The following is an 18631-nucleotide window of genomic DNA, read 5'->3' as shown; positions in this document are numbered from 1 at the left end:
TGCGATGCGGCCCCCCTGGATGATGTATTTTTACGGCTGCTTAACCGTCTCCGCAGCCCACTCTTCCCCACCTGCTACTCTTGCCTTCACCGGATGATCCAGCGAGGCTTCGGCGATATCCTTATATGCCCAATACGCAGCAGGCACATCGCTCCAAGGCAGCGCGGCCGTTCCATAGAGCGGCCCGCGGCCGAGCGCGCGGTTCAGTGCCGTTACTGCCTCCGCGCGCGTCAGTGCGTTGGAAGGGCGGAATGAGCCGTCCGGGTAGCCGTTCAGAATGCCGGCTCCCTGCGCCTTCACGATAGCGCTCTCCGCCCAGTTGCCCGCGGTATCGCGGTAGCCGCTGCCTGCCGCGGAAGCACCCGGCTTCAGCCGGCTGGCCAGCGTGGCCATTTCGGCGCGTGTGATGGCCTGATCCGGCTTGAAGGTGCCGTCTTCATAGCCCTTCATCAGGCCCGCCGCCGTTACGGCAGCGATAGCTTTCCCGGCCCAGAAGCCGTCCTTTAGGTCGCGGAACGCGCTGGCTGCCGTGCCGGCCGTATCACCTGCTGCCTGCGGAGCCGCTTTGGACAGAATGACCGCCATCTCGGCGCGCGTAACCGGCTGATCCGGCCCGAAGGTGCCGTCCGGATATCCCTGAATATATGCGGGATGTCGCTCATTCGGAGTATCGTCCTGAGCTCCGGGTTCAGGTGCGGACGGAGGAGCTGCCGCTCCTGACGATGATCCCCCCGCGCTTGATCCCGGGCCAGGTGCTGTTGGACCGGACGGCCCTGTTGGCGGGTTCGGCGCGCCGGGATCTACCGGGCCTGTGCCCGCCGCAGGCACGGTGAATTTCAGCTGGTCCACGAGCATCAGATCGCCCGATTTTTTCACCGCCCTTAACGTATGTGTTCCGTCACTCAAACCGGAAATACGGTATAAAGGCTGTGATACGAGGCGCTGATCGCTGTGGGCACTGACGGTCTTCTTCAGCACGCCATCCACGTACACGTCGATGTCTCCCAGAGCCGGCCCAACGGGACCCACCAGCTCCATGCCCGTCCCTTTGAACGTATAGGCGAGTTCATCACCGTTCGCTGCCGTATAATGCACGTCGTTTTGATAATCCCCATCGAACGCGAACGCCAGCTGCAGCGTTCCGGCCGGCTGGGCGGCCAGATAAGCTTTGCTTAGAATCACCCGGCTGCCTTCAACCGTATAATCGGTTCCTTCGACGAGCCGGTTCTTTCCGTTCGCTATGCCGCTGAACAATTGCGGCTGCTGCAGCAAGGTGACCGCCACATCCTCCTGGTTAACCGCTGACTTGTCAAACACGGCCGATACCGGGCTGATCAAGTCGGGGATTTCGACCTTGAGCATATCCACCAGCATGAAGCGGCCGGATTTCTTCACAACTTTCAGCGTATGAAACCCTTCCTTCAGCCCGCTCACGCTGTACAGCTTCTGCTGCGGCTGGCGCTGCTCGCTATATGAGCTGACGGTCTTCTGAAATTCGCCGTCCAGGTAAATATCCATGTCTCCCTGCGACGGGTCGATCTCGGTAAAAAACTGGATGCCCGTTCCCCGGAACGAATGCTCAAAGGAATCGCCGTTGGCTTCCGTATAGTGCACATCGTCCTTGTAGTCACCGAAATTCCTTCCGGTGCTGCGGTTCCAGGCTCCATGATAAACAATACCCGGATCGTCATCGTTCAGAGTCGTATAGCGCACCGTCTCTGCCCCGGTCATATGGACGGTCAGCGTTTGGGGATCGCCAGCGCTGAACATAAATTTGAGCATGATGTCGCCATCCGGCAGCCCCGCCAAAAATTCCTTCTTGATCGTCACCGTATCCTGATCGACGGTATACTCATTCTCAGTCAAAGACTGCCCCTCGTATTCTACGGCGGTCAAGGTGTTGCCGTTAAGCCCCAGCTTCACGGACAAGTCCTGCTGCTGGCCGGCGCTTTTGTCGAAGCTGGTCTCCTTCGGGTCAATCGAGCTGTTCTGCGCCGCTTGGCCGCGGATGTCCACGCTCAGCACCTCGCTGTCTCCACCTTCAAACATAAAGCTCAGCGACGCCGGCCCCTCCGGCTGCTTGGCAAGATAAGCTTTGCTGATGGTTACCGTGCCGCCGCTTACCGTATAATCACTGCCGTTCTTCAGCACATCGGCGCCGTTCTGAATGCCCGTAAGCGAACCGCTCCCGAGCGTCAAATTCACGGTAAGGTCGGACGGATTGGCGCTCTCCCTGTCATAGCTGGCGGACACCGGGTCGATCAGATGGCTTGCCGTCACCTTCAGCGCGTCCAGCAGCATGTATTTGCCCGTTTTTTTGACCGCCTTGATCGTATGCGGACCTTCCGGAAGTCCCGATACGGTGTACACCACCTGCTGCGCCTGCTTGCTGCCTTCCGTATACGTGCTGACCGTTTCCGGTTCAGCCGCTCCGTCCAAGTAGACGTCTACCTCCCCTTGCTCCGGATCCTTCTCCGTAATCAGGTCAATGCCGCTGCCGTTAAAGACATACTCGAAGTAGTCGCCGTCCGTTTCGGTAAAATGAACATCCCCTTTATAGTCCCCCGCAGGCCGGTCTCCCTGTGACGACCAGCTGCCGCTGTATGTAATTCCAGGATCATTATCGTTGATATACACCGAATGAGTGACCGTCGCTTCTACGGAAGCAGGGACATCCGCTGCGCTCTTGTCCGAGGAGCTGAAAATCGCCTCGCCGGAGTCAGAAGTCTGGCTGCCCGCGGCTGCATCAGGCTGCTCGGCAACGGATTGGCCGGCGCCATCCGGCTGAATATCACTCGCTGCATCCAACTGAACGCCGCCTGCGTATTCCTTCTGACCGTCACCCGCTTCCTCCGGCTGAACGACTTCTGCTCCTTCCGGTTGAGCGCCACCTGCAGCCTCCGGGTGAACGCCGCCTGTGTCTTGCTCGGACCCTGCGCCCTGTATAGATGCGGAGTCTTTAATCGTCACAGCCAGATTTTGTACGGCAGGCGTCTGCTCGTAGCCGCCGTTCCGCTGCCAGTTCCCGGTATATCGGATGCCCGTATCGTCGTCATTGACCGCCGACGTTCCTTGGACAGCCGTTACCTTGAACATTCGGGAAGCATGCGGCTCCAATACGGCTGCGTATCCGTCATCAAAAGTTCCCAGCTCCGAATGGCTCCACAAGTCCCTTACCTTGGCCGAGCCGGTCAGACCGATGTCCTTCCAGTTGACCTTGACTTCAGCACTGCGGCTGCCCAGGTTGAACAAGGCGACGCTGTAGGTACCGTCACCGTTGTTGGCGTACCACACCTGCTGCTGGGTGTCCATCGACACCGGGTGAGCCGGGCGGCCCGCCTGATTGACGGCGATTACCTCGTCGTTGGTCAGCAGCTTGAGCCCGTAGTCATCAAGCCGGGTCATATCGTTGCCGATATAGAGCGGCGCCGCCGATATCGCCCAGAAGGTCATGGCCGTCTGGCGTTCGTCTTTGGTCAAGCCGTCCATCGAGCCGTTGCCGACGTTCAGGGAGTCAAAGTCGTTCCAGCCGGTGGCCGGCCCGGCGTCCCTCCACCATACGGCCGCATCCGGGAACAGGCGGGCGATATTGGCCCACTGCGTCAGCCCGACATTGCTGTCATAGGCTTCCACATCCCATTGAATGCGCCAGCCGTTGGCATACTTTTTCCAAAAGTCCACGTAGTTATGGTCCAGCGCCCACGAGATCTCGAACCAAATGTCGTGGCGTGCCAGCGCCTCGGACCAGGCCTTCACGTCCCCGCGGGAGTCGAGGTTCAGGTTGTTGTTACCCGATCCCGGCGTGACGCTGTCGAATTTGACGAAATCGATCCCCCAATCCCCGAGCATGTCGGCAATGGAGTCCACATACTTTTGCGCACACGGGTTGCTGAAGTCGATTTTGTACGTGTACGAGTTCCAGGCATCGACGATCTTGAGCGGCTGTGCAGCAATGTCGCGCACCCGGCAGGCACCGCCCGTCCCATAAACTTCGAGATCCTTTTTATAGGCATCAATCGACAGGCCGGGAATCAGATAAATACCGATTTTCTGCCCGTTATGATGCACGTAATCGATGACTTCCTGAAATCCGTTCGGATACAGTTTCGTGCTTGGAATCGGCCTGCCGTATTCGTCCATGTCTCCGTTCCAGCCCGCATCAATATTGATGTAGTTGTACCCATGGGACTGCAGCTTGTCACGCATCGCGTCGGACTGCTTCTTGATGCTCTCCGCCGACGTCCAGTTGCCCGCAGAATCATACACCTGCATACTGTAGCTGCTCCAGCCCATGTACGGCTTTTGGGCCAGCTCCTTGTTGGCCGCTTCGGCTACGTTCAGCTTTTGTCCAGCCCATCCGGTCTGCACCAGTACCAGCATCACCAGCAGGATAAGCCCCATCTTCCTTCCCAACCGCTTCATCATGATTCCATCATCTCCTCCCAGCATGAAAAACTTAGAGGCGCCTTCGCGTTTTACGGATGACCTTATTTCGGACCGCTTGACGGATGCTGGCTTCCAGGACGCTGACGCCACAGACGGCCGGCCATCGAACACGAAATGATAGCGCTTTCTATACTGCTGATGATAGGGACTTCCTCATTTTCTGAACAGGTACATCTGGGTGTTCCGGCGTACACTTTTCCCAAAAAAACGGTACTTTTTCCCAGCGGCCAGGCCTTTTGACCGTGATCGTTTCATAAAAAAAGTCTATCGACGTAAATTCACAGAAGACAGACCGTATTTATCGGAAATTTTTCTTGCGATTATTGAATGGTTCAGCCCCTTTTGAAAATTAATAAATTCTATAATTTTTTAAAAAAAGCAGCCGGCTTCCCGTTTATTACCGGGTAACCGCTGCTTCGTTGGCATTTACAATGCACTGATGAACCTTCGCCATCTGCTCGGGAGTCCCCCTGCTTGAGATAATGTGCCCCGTTCTTCGGTCCGGGTTAGTCCAAGCGGCATCCGTATCGATGCCCATCACTTGCCGAAGAGATGCTGCCCCTCCCAAATTGCTTAACGTCAGGGATCATCATAGCGCCAAAAAACATGAAAGACACCAAGTCCTCCATGTTTTCGGCTGTGCAGTGAACCAGTTATTCGCTAAGCTGTCGCTCTATTCCAGGATGGATCTCGCCATGCGCTCAATCTCACTGCAGTAAGGTCCCGGCGGGAACAGCTGCAGCAGTTCCACGGCATCCAACACCAGCTCTCTCGCTTTGGAATACGCCTGAACCATGCCCGAAGAATGCAGTACCGCATGCCGCGCTTCCTCCAGTTCTTTCGGCGAAGGTTCGTAACCCCGATCGGTCAGCAGCCGGTGGAGAATATGATCCGGACCGAATTCCGGTAAGGCGTAAATATGCGGCAGGGTCACCCGCTTGCGGGCGAGATCAGTGCCGGGCTTCTTTCCCGCAGTCTCCAGGTCCTGGATCAGATCCTTTAGATCATCCATGATTTGAAACGCCAGTCCGATTTTTTGACCGAATTGACCCGCATACCAGCAAGCCCTCCGGCTGCCGTTGACTAGAGCGGCACCGGCACGGCAGGATACGGATATCAGGCGCGCCGTCTTGCGGTCAATCGTGCGCATATATCGGCTTTCCAGGGCGAGTAGGTCACTGACGCCGGGATCCACTTTAAGCTCGTCGATCTCCCCTTTGCACAGCTCCATCCCTGTGTCCAGCACCTGCTGCACCAGCTGAAGATCGTGTGCGTTCTCGATCAACTGCGTAAACTTGCGGATCGCCTGTACGAACTGCAGGTCCCCGATCAGGATAGCCATTTCTGTACCCTGTCTGGCGTAAATCGTTTCATGTCCCCGACGGACGGCGGCGGCATCAATGATATCATCATGAATTAAGGTAGCTACATGAAGCATTTCCAATGAAACCGCGCCGCCGATGACTTTGGAAGACAGGCTAGGGGAGAGCTCCTGCGGGTGACACAGCAGGGCGAACAGCAGCAGCAGCTTGGGCCGAACCCTTTTGCCCTTACGATAGAGCGCTTTATCCGACTCGGATAAATAATCGCCTTGTTCATGAAGGCTCTCTTCCAGCTGGCATTCGAATTCGCGCATGGCCTCGCGGAAAGGGGCCGGCAAGTGAAGCTCGCCCGGGTGGTTCCCCGAGTAGACGGAAGTGTCCCCGGAAGGGCTCACACGAGTCAAATTATACACCGGACGCCTCCCCTCCGTTCAGCTGCCGCAGGAACGTCCTGTAGTCGCGCCAGCCGTAGGTTTGATGATGCTCCACCAGTAACACAATAGCCTTGTCGAGCGACGCAGTGAGCTCCGCATCCGCGTAACGGCGCAGGCCAAGGAGGAAGAACACTGTATCGCCGATCGGATTGCCTTCCGACTGCGGCCCGGACAGCGCATGCAGTTCATCGCGAAGGCCGGGACTTTGCTCCAGAATCCGCTTCACTTGCTCCTGATGCAGATAATAATGGTACAACAGCTGCTGCCCCTTCTCGGTCTGAGACAAATCCACAAGGACATGCAGTCCGGATAGTGATGCGACAGGGGGCTCAGCCATGGTGTACGCGGTCGATGCAGAGCATACCTTGAACAGGTCGTTCACGAAGCCCTCCACCTCGTCCATGGCCATCTCGAACCCTTCGGCGATCTCTTTCGTGATTTCATCCGCAATATATCCGACGTCCTTCATCAGCTGCGCGGCTTCTTTCCAGCCCTGCTTGAACACATTTTTCAACACTTCTCCTACCTTATCCACGCCTTGAAGCAGTTTCTTAAAGACATAAGACAGCCACTTCTTGACGTCGTTAAAAATATCGGCGAAGAAAGCCTTGATTTTTCCGACGGCGATGGATGTGTAATGCGCAAAAGCTTCGGTGCTGACGTCCAGCTCAAACTCCAAAATATGGAAATCCTGCCCCATAAACTGAAAGTCGAGTTTCGTTTTGGCGAAGATATTTACATCGCCGCTCGTACCAGATTTCTGTACGCCGAGATCCCCTGTGGCAGCCACGTCCGCCTGAATATGCAGATGACCTAGCGCGCCGAAGTCCAGATCCTGATCCACCCCGATCTTTACTTCTGCCCCTGCGCCGAAATCGGTCAGGCTGCTGAAATGGGCGTGAATATCGAACATATTGCCGAGGAAGCTGCCTTCCTTCACTTCAAAATGAAAGGCTTCCTGTTGTAGATCAAAATATACGTCGATCAGGAACGTTGCTCCCAGCAAATGAAGCTCGGCGTTTATGATCAAGTGCGGATCGTTATAAGGAGACTTGCGATTCGTATCGGGGTAGGATGCGATTGACAGCTGCGGCTTTTCCTTCCCGTTGGCCCCGGTCAAACTGAAGAAGGTTTTGCTGCCGATCACAATCGGGCTCATTTCGGCGTCGATAGATATCCCTTTGGACGGCTCAATGTCCACCGACAGCTCTTCCTCGATAAACAGAAGCTCCAGCTTTCCATTCACTTTCATCCCCTGAGGGAACGTTGTATTCGCAATCGTTACGCCGCTGTCCGGCAGAACGAAGTAGACCTGCGCCTCCAGGGAGACGTTGATCCGATCATCGACCAGCGTCAACTCGTAATGATTCATCCGGGTCATATCGGTCAGATGCCATACCTTACCCGGTGCATTGACCACCAGGTGGATATTTCCGCTGGACGTTGGAAGCTCTACCCCACCCGCTTGTTTAAATGCCGCGGCAATCTGTTCAAACCGGTAGTTATCCAAATCGTCCGCTGTCTTTTTGTCCATCTGGAAGGTATGTGTTCCCTTGATGGCCACTTTCTCCAGAACCGGCTTGAACGCTTCGGGAACGCTGGCATCCCCGGCCATGGCATCGGCGATGTTCAGCAAAGACACGTCGCTGATCGAACCCGCCAGCATGCTGTTCACCGGGTTCTCCAAGTCGAAGAAGATGGCGATCGAGCTGTCGAAATCCTCGACGTCCAGTTCGGCGGCAAAGCCGATGCTTGGCAGCCCTTCAAAGGATATCCCCAGCTCAACCGCGACGTCGCGGATTTGCAGCACGCCGAACTGCAGCGGCTTATCCCCTTTGTTCAGCATGTCCCCGGCCACAAAAAGGCCGTTCTCCACGACGACGAGCACCACGTCAAATTGGGTAGGTTGTCCCTGGATTTGAGTATTCAGCGTTCCCATAAGGAAGAAGCCGATATCCCCATTCTGGATCATGCCCCCAAACTGAGCCGTCACGGACGTGACCGTATTGATTTGGCTGGTCATATACAGCGTCAGCTTCGCATTTTCGGCAGGATTCTCACCGACAAAGAGCGCGAATCCAAGCTCCGTATCCTGCGGGATCTTCAGCAGCTTGGCGATCGACTGCGTTACTTTATGCCTGGAGAGGGTCGTGTCCGCATAGACGTAAATGCCGGCCTGCATGCCCCCCGCCTGTTTAGGCAGCTCGATCTTCTTGGTTTTGATCGTCGGATTTTGAAACTTGCTCATGTCCGGAAACTGGAATTTCGGATCCTTGATGGAGGAAAACGCCAGAAGCGCACGGTCATACGGGAAAATGTCCTCGAATATCGACAATGCGCTCAGGCCGCTCAGGGCGGAAGCCCGCTGAACGATCTCCAGTCCGGCGGCAAAGCCCCACCCCTGATCCGTCTTTCGAACCTCAAGGGCAAGACTGCCGAAGCCATCCAGTTCGGTTCCTAAGGCGAAATCATAAGACGATCCGGTCTTATCGATCAGAAGGGTAGACTGGGTAAAGGCAAGATCAAAGGGTAGGTGCAGCCTGTCACTTACCAGCCAGCCGATCAGGGATGACAAGGAAATTCTGTCGATGCCACCTCGGATGCTGAAGTCCCCGCTCAGATCATATGCCGCCTGAACCGATACGTTATCATCGATTGCGATCCAGCCGCTCAGGCTTCCGCTTTTCCCACCCGTGTTCAGATCTTTATTCAGATATATCTCGATGTCCTCCAGCTTAATGCCGTTCTTGCCAATATCAATGACCCAGGGCGTCTTCTCCGCGATGACGAATCCGAGTGATATGTACTGGTTCGGCATCAGATTGAGGTACAGCTCGTTCACTTCAAGGTCCGTCAAATGTGCGCCAGAAGGGAGATAGGCATTAAATGTGGATAATGGAAGACTCTCCGTTTGGACCAATTGACCGTACATGTAAAAGTCAGGGATATCGGTTCCGATTTCAATCGGAACTCCCTCCACAACCAGGGTGCCTGACAGGTTCACCCGGAGGCTTCTTTGCGAGGAATCGAAAGGGTACAGAATATAAAAGGTTGCTTCGATATCCTTCACGCGGATGCCGCCAAGCGTCTCCCAATGGGCATCCGGCAGTCCCACCGTAAGGTAGCAGTATTTAACCTTGATGCCGGACGAGAGTCCAACGGAAAGCGCGATGGTGGCGTTCATCAGTTCAATTTTTCCGAGGGCATCGCCGAGCTTCTTCAATTCATCAGGCAGGGAAGCCAGCAGGCCGTCTCCCCCGGAGCTGTCAGTTCCAGCAAAATCCACCAGCTCGGCCAGCTTGTTCAGGGTCACGCCGCTGAAATCGTTGGTGAGCACCACGCTCGGAACGCCGAGCAGCAGCTCGGACGTGAACATATCGCTAATCCCCGCTCCTGGTGCATTGATCGTTCCCGCCAGTGCCATTGCCGGCTCATAGCTCGGGTTATGTGACAGCCAGTCCGCATCCGCCGGGGAATACAGCCGAAACGTAGGAGCCTGAAACTCCAGCTTATCCCCAAAGGTATGCCCGGGTCCGACCCGGCCCTGAAGAGAGATTCCGTATACCGTCCAAGTGACATTCCAAGGATATGCCTTGGGCGTCTCCGGCAGCGGGGGAATGGTCGCTCCCTGGATCGGCGGCAGCTGGATCGTGCCATACAGCACCATCGCAGGGTCCTGGCCCGAAAGCGTTTCGAGCATTTGCAGCGAGCCGGGTGGCAGACAGATGCCGACAAAGTTGATGCCTTCTTCAATCGGCGCTCCATGCACGCTTTCCTGCTGACGCTGTGTTGTGACATAGAAGTAGCTGTTCCTGAGACGCAGCTCCGTTAATGGCGATACCCCGGGATCGGACAGCGACCGGGTAAAGTTCTGAACCACCGGCAGATTCGGGAAGCTTTGGCCAAACGTCCAGGTGGTCATGCCGGTCTGATCGCCGATGAGCTCATAGCGGATGGTCAGCCGCACATCCTGCTTGTCCGGCAGCCATACGATCTCGGCCCGAACCCGAGCTTGGTCCACTCGTAAAAAGGCCGAGGCCTTTCCCTCGATCACAATCGTGTTGTCGCTGTCTCCCTCCCCTGGCTTGGCACCGGTGATCAGGATGTCCTGATCTTGGTAATACGCCAGTAAAAATGCTTTCATTGCAGGGGCGGGAACGGTGTTCGTGCTCAGTCTGACCTGTCCGTCCTTAATCGCCAGCAGTCCGCGTAACGTTTGAATATCCATGTCCCGTCACCCTCAATCTTCTGAAGCCGGCTCATGCCAGACCGTAAAACCTGTCGGTCTGACCTGCGTAGGCTCTGAAATGGTAGTGACCAGCGGCATATGGTCACTGATCAGTTTGGCTTTTTTCATCGCTTCTTGAACCTGCAGCCTCGTCACAATCTGAAAACTGACGTTATTCTGTATATCTTCAAGCACGACATACGGTACGCAAACCTTAGCGTTGTAATTTCCGGCCAGGTCCCGGATAAAGACGTTATCGTACGCACTGGCCAGGAAAGCTTCGTCATAGTCACCGCTGGCTACCATTTTCATCCTGTTTTGCTCGTCCTTGAGGAATGATTTCAGCGTGGTGAGTGTCGTCCGCTCTCCATCAAACAGTCCGGCGAATTTCAAATCGGTTAACGGTTTGTACACGGCCGTTGAGCCGGTGTTATAGTTAAAATCCCCTGAAATAACCATCTTCTGAATGTTGGTATTGGCTGTAATCGTCGTGGCCAAATCGGCCAGCAGTTTAATCGTTTTTTCCTTCTGATGATTTTTCGGCTGGGGCGCATGCCACAATAAACAGGAGACCGGAATAGCACCAAGAACTGTTTTCCAATAAAGGGGAGAGCGGTCTGCAAACTTGACTTTCCAGCCGTCCGCGATTTCCATCCCTTGAATATCCACCTTTTTGGAATCCCAGAAGACGGCGTATTTGTCCGCTTTTTTCTTCTCCTTATGGCTTTCGGCTACGCTTCGGTCGGATACAAGCACTTTCCAGGACCCGCTGCCGGGCTTTTGCTGGTTCAGAATATCGTTGATCGCATCCTTCAGCAGCACACAAGCGTCCGCTCCATCTCCAAGAGTCACCTCCATGACCCCCAGCACACTGGCTTCCATATCCAGGATGATCCGGGCGATCCAGTTCACCACGGCAATATTCCGGAACACCTCTTTGGCCGCATGCTTCTTAGAAAACTTCTCAATATTCCACGACATGTAATCAAATAGTTCAGCCATCGGTTCACCACGCTATTCTGAATTCCCGCTCTGGCGCCAAGCTTCGTTCAGCCGGCGCTCCAGCAGGTCATATAATTTGCGCTCCGTCAGAGAAGCCCGTGTCCTTTCACGAAGGAGCTCCACCACAAAAGACATTTGTCTTAACTGCTCGATCACGGCATGCACGCGTTCATCAGCCGCATCTTTCCATTGACTATGCAGCTTAGCCACCCGGGCCGTGATGCCCAACAGCATGAAAGCATCGAGCCCCTCCGAATAGGCAAACTTCAGTTCCAGCGACAACGGGTCCAAATCCCATGTCGTGTGCTCTCTGGTCACCACAGCCTGCATGGATTCTTGGACAAGCAGTGAGCTGCCGCGCTCCATTTCCGCATGGAACCGCTGCGCGTCCGCATGCGCTTCCGCATACGCTTCACGGACCAAGGCTGGCAAACCGGGCGTCTCTGACAGTTCAAGGAGCGAGGGGAACGACGACGTCATTTCCGCCTGGACACTCTCGTTCTTATCTACCGCTGACATAACGGATTGGACCGTCATCGGTTCGGGAAATTGCTGGGTTGACGCCGCAAAAGATCGGATGTGGGCCATCAGCTGGTCATACGGATTCGGTGCAGGGCCTTTATATGCTGCTTTGCCAAGCAGCGCATCATTGTACAGCAAGCCCTCCATATAATATGAATGCCGACGGTACGCGTCGTCCCCCACCTTTTTGTCCGGATTGTCCGGATTCTGGGCCGCCGCCGACGTGGCGTTCATGCAATCTTTCGTATTGATGCTGCCTTTTCCGGGGTCCGTTAGATCGATCAACGTCGTCTTCCGCGGCCACAGCGCAGCAAACGCGCTCTTCTTGGACCTTAGAATTTCGTTGATGATATCGTTATCATCATCGAACCAGCCGACAAGCGCCTTCCCCTGGCCGGACCCGGCCTGCAATTTGGACTTATATTCCCGTGCCAGGTCCAGATTCCCTTCCGTATCCGACCGAACCGTATCCATCGTTAAAGCGGCATCGACTCCGAACAGCCGAACCATGGAGTCTGCTGATCCCATGGCGTGAACAGGCTTGACTTCACGGGTGATGGTGTAATCCATGGATAAAATGGCGCCCTCGACTTCAAGCGTGGCTGTAAACTGCGTACCATCGGCATCCCAGTCGATCCGGTCCGAACGAACGGCCTGGACGTAAAGTCGGATCGGGTCCAGTATGAACGAGAGGAAGCCGTCTTCCCGGTCGCGATGCACGTGAATGGGGCCAAGCTTGGGAAGATCCCTCGCAAGGCCGCCGTTATGATCAAAGGCCCCCTTCAGGACGGAGGGCCAAACATTCCGCAATCGTTGCTCCCGCAGCTTATCCATATTCCACTTCCCTTTGCTTATTGATTCAGCACAGACTCAATAGCCTGTCTAATCGGGGTCAAAAAGTCCGTTTTCGAAATCATGTCGCGAACCCGGTCATTGATTCTGGACTGCACGCAGGGAAGATTGCCAGAAAGGGCACTGCGGCTGGGCAGATGGAAGGAAATATTTCTTGCCGTGGCGTTACCGTTCGTAAGGTGGGCGGATTTATCCGCTAACTGAAGGTCAAAGGTAACCGAGAGGGTGCTGATGGTAGCGTTGAAATCGTTGTAGGTGTTTTTGAAATGGGAGGGGAGCCAGCTTCCTGAGCCGCTGACGTAATAATCTTCATGCCAGGAGCTGTATCCAATGTTTATCGCAGAGGTCATTTCACAGTGGTAGTTTCCGCTGCCGTTATCCTTGAACTGGGTAATGGCCGTCGTCACACTGTTGACGTGCCCTCCTGTAACGGACAGCTGATAGTCCGACACGGAAATGCCGAGTCCGGGAATCATGTCCACCTTAACAGACTGATCCGGGACCGAAATACTTGATGCTCTGTCGCTAATCGCCTTTTGAATCTTCTGTTTCAACAGATCATCCAAATTGGCGAGAGGACCGCTGATTTTATCGATTTGTACTTCTTTTCTCACGATAGGCATTAATATGTGGTTCATGATATCACCTCATTGATTTTTTCGGTTATTTTTTTGGCGAACATTTGGCGGATTTGTTCCTGGTTTAACGTTTCAGACAACTGGGAGGTCATTTGGTCGATGGTTTGCACCGCATTCAAAGCCTGTTCCGCATAAAAATTCCAAGCTTCATGGTCCGTAATGTTTACCGATATCGTAATGTTTTTGACGTTTCCGATAAATGCCCGGGCATCGAATTGAATCTGGTCCACCCTTGCCTCAACCGTATTCCCATCCGTTTCCATGGTTCCGTACACATTGACGTAAGCGGTGCCAACCGTAGCGGTGAAGGTCCCTGTCCCCGTTGCCGTGAAATCCTGATGGCCCGGAGCAGCGTCCGGATACCGGCACCGTTGATCCAGCCGGAAATCCCCGGAGAACGTGAGCGAAGATCCCTCGTTCCCCTTGGTAAAAGTAAACGAAAGCTCATAGTGATTGACGTCGTGATACAACGGATCATGATAAACCGTTATGTTAGACAATCCTTTCACGGTCATTCCGGCCAGGTTGATATCCGGTAAACCGTAACAGCTGGGCTGTACCTCAAAATCACCCGACCGCATGCAGATGATATCATCCGTTTCCGTCACCTTGTCGACATGCATGCCGCCAAAGAAATAGGGATCCAGCGCCATTTCCCGGATCAGTTTCGGCAGATAGAGTCCCGAATCGGGATTGGACATTTCATGGGAGACATAACGCCCAAAGAAGGTCATAATAGGGTCGGCTGGTTGGGTCATACTACCTCCTGATCGTCTCAAATGGAATTGATGGCATTCGTGAGCAAGTCGGAAAAGCTCTGCAGCGTCTGTTTCTCCGCCAATTTTCCGCATAACAAGCCCACCATGATATCCAGATGCTTCTCTTCGTTTAATTTGTTCTGCAGGAGCGCATTCCAGCTTGGGTCGGACCCAAGAACACGAACATCGACATGCAGCGCCTGCACATAAGGTTTGGGAATTGTTAGCTTCAATTCGTCCACCGTTGCCTGCAGTCTTTTTCCGTTCTCCACAAAAGTAACTTTTGTCTCGGCCGACGCCCCCTTAGCGGATGCGGTAAAATCGCATGTTAACGTCTCTCCGGTATCCTGTATCAACATCAGAGTTCCCTTGATCGTAATGGAATCGGGGGCCGGCAGCGCTTTCGAAAACTGGGCTTGGGCGGTAACGATGGAGTCATTCTGTACGGAAGGTGAGCCGATAACGGAAACATTGGAAATGCCTGTAATGGTGGCTTGTTTGAGGACCGCTTTCAAATGGCTGAATAGGTAGGGCAGCTGCTGCTCCTCGATAACCCAAGGGTCATAGGCGGGATTTCTCTGGGAACGGATGAGCTTAGGAAGGAATAAGGATGAGTCCGGCCGGTTGAATTGCTTGGCCAAATACGAGACGGCAAAATCTAGAAACCCCAATACCCGCACCTCGCTTATGCAACATTATTGATTGCTTTCGTAATCAAATCGCTAAAACTTTTCAGTGTCGTGGTCGATGAGAGCTCTCCCTGAAGCTTCTGATAGATCAGCTCTAGCTTGCTTGGCTGGTTGATTCGGTCATTCAGGAACTCATCGTAATTGGGGTCTACCTTGACGGCTACCTTCATCACGCCCGTAAGGTTGTCCGGCTTCTGAAGTGCAATCTGCTGCACGGACGCTTGAATCTTGTCGCCATCGGCGCTTAATTGCACCTTCACCTGGACGGTAGCCTCATAGATATCGGCCGTGAATGTGCCGTTCAGCCGCTGTCCGTCGTCATCCTGAATCAATGAAGCATTCCCTTCGACATGGATGCTCTTCGGCTCTTTTAACGCTTGAAGAAACACCCCGCTGCCGGAAATGACGTTATCATCGTCGACGGTCGGCTCCCCCTTGACCCCGGCGTTGGAAATCCCCGTAATTGCAAGATCCGTAAAAGTTCCGGACATGCCGTCGATGATGCCGGGTATCGACCAGCGGTCCACGTGATAAGGATCGTACGTCGGGTTTCTCTGCCCCTTGATCAGATTCGGGAGGAACAGGGCCGACGAGGAATCATTCAACTTCCGCGACAAGAGCTGGACCAGAAACTTCAGTAAATCGCTTGATGCCCGGGCTTCTGGAAACATGTTTAAAAGGATCGGTCTTAACGCATCCACATTCATCCCTCCTTTCCTGTGAAATGGATTTTTCTGGCACTTCCTTTATATCGGTTATTCGTTTTTTTCATTTTATAGAACAGGAAAAGTTTATTTTGTCCCGCCAATACTCAGGCAACAGCTACCGGCACAGTAGAAATTCCGCCATTTGATATAGTTTTTTTCATTCTGGATTAAAGACCTAGTGGTTTGCTTGGTTAAATCTATCATGCACAGTCAATCACACAGGAGGCCCACGAGAAATTTTGTTAAAAACAAGACGTTCTCATGCTCTTTAGGGCATTCGCCCATTAAAAGGTTTATGGTTGGGCGGGCCAATCGAATTTTTTTCAAACAAGTTAATTTCATTTTGGATAAAAGATGCTATAATACAGACAGAATTTAACTCGAGGTGACGTGTTGTGCAAACCGACAAGACATCGAAAGCGTACCTGCTGCTTCAATTGTTTTGGATTTTTTTCAAAATCGGTCCGGCGACGTTTGGCGGCGGATACGCCATGATGCCGATGATCGAGAAGGAATTCGTCGATAAACGCAAATGGATGGACCGCCAGGAAATGAGCGATTTAATGTCGCTCGCGGGCTCAGCGCCCGGCGGCGTCGGGGTGAACGCTTCGGCCTTTCTGGGTTACCGGCTTGGCAAAATCCCCGGCGCCCTTGCGGCCACGCTGGGCATAACGCTCCCTACGTTTATCATCGTTTTTCTGCTGAGCGTGTTCTACTCGATGTTCCGCGAAGAGCCCAAAGTCCAGGCCGCCTTCAAAGGCATTCACGGCGCTGTCATTGGACTGATCGCAGTGGCGGCCTTCAAAATGGGCAAAAATGCGCTGTTTGACCGGACGACCGTCATTACCGCCGCCGGCTCCCTGGCCCTGCTTCTGCTGACCGGACTGAACCCCATGGTTCTGATTGCGGTCGGGCTGGTGCTCGGCATCACCGTCATCCGGCTGAAGAAGCGGCTGGGGCTTCCGGTTCACACCGAGAGGGCACGCGAGGAGAACGAGTCCGTCATCGAATATTACATCTAGGAGGCGTCCCATGCTGTTCTGGCAGTTATTTGTCTCATTTTTAAAAATCGGGTTTCTCTCCTTCGGCGGCGGTTATGCGGTTATCCCGATGATCCAGTACGAAGTACAGCAGCACGGCTGGCTGAGCACCGGGGAATTTCAGCGGACGGTATCGATTGCGGGCATGTCGCCCGGCCCGATCGCCACCAACAGCGCGACGCTGATCGGTTACCAGACCGCGGGCCTGGCTGGAGCCGTTACCGCTACCGCCGGCATCGTTCTGCCTTCCCTGCTCATTGTGATCCTGATTGCGGCTTTCTTTTATCGAATGAATGCTAACCCCTGGGTCAAATCCTCCTTTTACGGCCTCCGGCCGATCATTACCGGACTTATCGTCTATGCGGCCATCCACTTCGGTTTCCCCAATCCGTCGGAAGCCATCTATCACTGGACGACCTTCGCCACGCTGCTGATCGGCGTGCTGGCGTTTGTCGCGATCACCAGATACAAACTGCATCCGGTGACCGTCATCGTATGCTCGGGCGTTGCGGGAATCGTGCTGTTTTAATTGGGTGAAATTAAATTTTCTATGCCTTTACGGGGACGTTAAATTATAATAGAATGAACTTTCAAAAATAAACTGGGGGAACTTCTATGACTACACCACCTAAAAACCCAGCGGCATCAGGAAAAAAAGACCAGTTTTCATCCGCAGGCTTTATCCTGGCCGCCATCGGGAGCTCTGTGGGTCTCGGGAATATGTGGAAATTTCCGTACATCACCGGACAAAACGGCGGCGCAGCCTTCTTTCTGCTCTTTATCGTGTGCTTGATCGTCATTGGTTTACCTGTTTTGCTCGCTGAGCTTGCCATCGGACGCGCAGGCAGAGGCAGTGCGGCCACATCGTTTGTGAAAGCGGGCGGCAGCAAAGTGTTCGGCCGTCTCGGCCTGCTGCAGGTTATCGCGCCTTTTCTGATTCTGACCTTCTACGTCATCGTCGCGGGTTGGACGCTGCATTACGCCGTGCAGTCTTTCAGCGGACACCTGTACAGCAATCCGGATTTCAAAGGACAGTTCAATTCGTTTATCGGCGGCTACATGCCGATCATATGGCAAGCTGTCGCCATCCTGATTACCGGCTTTGTCGTGGTCAAAGGGATTTCCGGCGGCATCGAAAAGTTCAACAAAGTGCTGATCCCGGGATTGATCATCCTGCTCATCGTCCTGATGATTCGTGCCGTATCCCTGCCTGGCGCGGGGGAAGGCGTATCGTTTTTCTTGAATCCCGACTTCTCCAAGCTGACCCCGGAATCGGCGCTAGTCGCTTTGGGACATGCCTTTTTCTCCCTTTCGTTGGGGATGGGCATCCTGCTTACGTATGGTGCTTATGTGGACAAGCGCCAGTCTCTGGGGTCTGCCACGATCGCCATCGGGGTCGGTGACCTGATCTATGCGTTCGTGGCCGGGCTGATCATTTTCCCGACGACCGCTTCGTTCGGTATCGAGCCCGACTCCGGGCCAAGTCTGGTGTTCATCGCCCTGCCGGCCGCCTTCTCGGCCATGCCGTTCGGCGCGTTCTTCGGCGGTCTGTTCTTCGTCCTGCTGGCGATCGCCGCCTTGACGTCGGCGGTATCGCTGCTGGAAGTGCCGGTAACGTATCTGATGGACCGCTGGAAGTGGGGCCGTACGAAATCGGTCGTCATCATCAGCGTGCTCGTGCTGCTGCTCGGCCTTCCGTCCGCGCTGTCCTTCGGCATCGTGCCGGGGCTGTCGGAAATGGGCAGCAAAAACTTCTTTGACTGGCTCGACTTCATTACATCTAACATTTTGCTGCCGGTCGGCGGGCTGATCACCACCATTTTCGCCGGGTACTTCTGGAAAGGCGCTGCCGAAGCGGCCGGCCTCAAATCGGGATGGTTCCGGGTATGGCTGTTCATGCTCCGCTACGTGGCGCCGATTCTGGTGCTGCTCGTGCTGCTTGACACAACGGGCATTCTGAAGCTGAAATAACGACGAGACTACAAAAAAGCAA

At 54.4% G+C, this 18631-nt stretch carries 12 protein-coding genes; 3 read left to right on the top strand and 9 right to left on the bottom strand.

Annotation, left to right across the window (positions count from 1 at the left end; all coding sequences use genetic code 11):
* Positions 1–30 precede the first annotated feature (30 nt).
* From MKY74_RS14115 to MKY74_RS14075, 9 genes are all read right to left on the bottom strand, one after another.
* Positions 31–4425, bottom strand: coding sequence for a X2-like carbohydrate binding domain-containing protein (locus MKY74_RS14115; protein ID WP_076168668.1), 4395 nt, complete (start codon positions 4423–4425; stop codon positions 31–33).
* A gap of 694 nt (positions 4426–5119) precedes the next feature.
* Positions 5120–6181: a polyprenyl synthetase family protein gene (locus tag MKY74_RS14110; protein ID WP_076168671.1), complete on the bottom strand. Its 1062-nt coding sequence runs from the start codon at positions 6179–6181 to the stop codon at positions 5120–5122.
* Complete coding sequence (locus MKY74_RS14105) at positions 6174–10430, bottom strand: hypothetical protein (protein ID WP_076168673.1); 4257 nt, start codon at positions 10428–10430, stop codon at positions 6174–6176. The genes MKY74_RS14110 and MKY74_RS14105 overlap by 8 nt, the downstream gene beginning before the upstream one ends.
* A gap of 12 nt (positions 10431–10442) precedes the next feature.
* On the bottom strand, positions 10443–11432 hold the full coding sequence (locus MKY74_RS14100) for a hypothetical protein (RefSeq protein ID WP_076168675.1): 990 nt from the start codon (positions 11430–11432) through the stop codon (positions 10443–10445).
* Positions 11433–11444: 12 nt separating this feature from the next.
* On the bottom strand, positions 11445–12788 hold the full coding sequence (locus tag MKY74_RS14095) for a hypothetical protein (RefSeq protein WP_076168677.1): 1344 nt from the start codon (positions 12786–12788) through the stop codon (positions 11445–11447).
* A gap of 17 nt (positions 12789–12805) precedes the next feature.
* Entirely contained in the window at positions 12806–13444 is a 639-nt protein-coding gene (locus MKY74_RS14090; RefSeq protein ID WP_076168679.1) for a hypothetical protein, read from the bottom strand.
* Positions 13441–14202, bottom strand: coding sequence for a hypothetical protein (locus tag MKY74_RS14085; RefSeq protein ID WP_144025362.1), 762 nt, complete (start codon positions 14200–14202; stop codon positions 13441–13443). Before MKY74_RS14085 ends, MKY74_RS14090 begins: the two co-directional genes overlap by 4 nt.
* A 17-nt stretch (positions 14203–14219) precedes the next feature.
* Complete coding sequence (locus tag MKY74_RS14080; protein WP_076168683.1) at positions 14220–14873, bottom strand: hypothetical protein; 654 nt, start codon at positions 14871–14873, stop codon at positions 14220–14222.
* Positions 14874–14887: 14 nt separating this feature from the next.
* On the bottom strand, positions 14888–15592 hold the full coding sequence (locus tag MKY74_RS14075) for a hypothetical protein (RefSeq protein ID WP_076168685.1): 705 nt from the start codon (positions 15590–15592) through the stop codon (positions 14888–14890).
* A 401-nt stretch (positions 15593–15993) separates the two neighbouring features.
* Here MKY74_RS14075 and MKY74_RS14070 point away from each other — a divergent pair, with 401 nt between their 5' ends.
* The 3 genes from MKY74_RS14070 (at position 15994) to MKY74_RS14060 (ending at position 18609) form a co-directional block, all read left to right on the top strand.
* The gene (locus tag MKY74_RS14070) at positions 15994–16620 is read left to right on the top strand and encodes a chromate transporter (protein ID WP_076168687.1); all 627 of its coding nucleotides are present in this window, start codon (positions 15994–15996) and stop codon (positions 16618–16620) included.
* A gap of 10 nt (positions 16621–16630) precedes the next feature.
* Entirely contained in the window at positions 16631–17167 is a 537-nt protein-coding gene (locus MKY74_RS14065; protein ID WP_084203786.1) for a chromate transporter, read from the top strand.
* 86 nt (positions 17168–17253) lie between these two features.
* Positions 17254–18609, top strand: a complete 1356-nt coding sequence (locus MKY74_RS14060; protein WP_076168689.1) for a sodium-dependent transporter — start codon at positions 17254–17256, stop codon at positions 18607–18609.
* The last annotated feature ends 22 nt before the right edge of the window (positions 18610–18631 follow it).

The organism is Paenibacillus sp. FSL R5-0378, assembly GCF_038009285.1.
GTDB classification, from domain to species: domain Bacteria; phylum Bacillota; class Bacilli; order Paenibacillales; family Paenibacillaceae; genus Paenibacillus_AQ; species Paenibacillus_AQ favisporus.
The sequence above is the reverse complement of the archived record's forward strand: the minus strand, read 5'-3'. Positions and strand labels throughout refer to the sequence as shown.